Consider the following 328-nt stretch of genomic DNA (forward strand, 5'->3'; position numbering starts at 1 on the left):
AAAATCATTTACTGGAACAGGAACAGGCGTGACTGTAAAACGTGTAGACAAGAACGGTACACCAGTCACAGCTAAGTACACACCAACAGTGACACCAGTAACTCCTACGGCTACTCCAGCTGAGTCAACAGATATCCAAGGTACCACTCAAACAGGTAAACCAACCTTTACTGAAGGCGATCCAAATGTTCCAATCGATGAGGATAGTCCAGCGACCTTCGAAGATGGCTCAACCACTAAGACAGTAGATGGCGAAGGAACATACACAGTCGCACCAGATGGAACAGTAACCTTCGCGCCAGAAAAATCATTTACTGGAACAGGAACA

General features: G+C 46.0%; 1 protein-coding gene. It reads left to right on the top strand.

All coding sequences use genetic code 11. The annotated features are described in order from the left end of the window. Positions 1-328, top strand: a 328-nt coding sequence (locus tag HMPREF2619_RS10285) for a hypothetical protein (protein WP_148130400.1), incomplete at both ends; no start/stop codon positions are given.

The sequence above is a fragment of the Streptococcus sp. HMSC074B11 genome (assembly GCF_001808705.1).
Taxonomy (GTDB): domain Bacteria; phylum Bacillota; class Bacilli; order Lactobacillales; family Streptococcaceae; genus Streptococcus.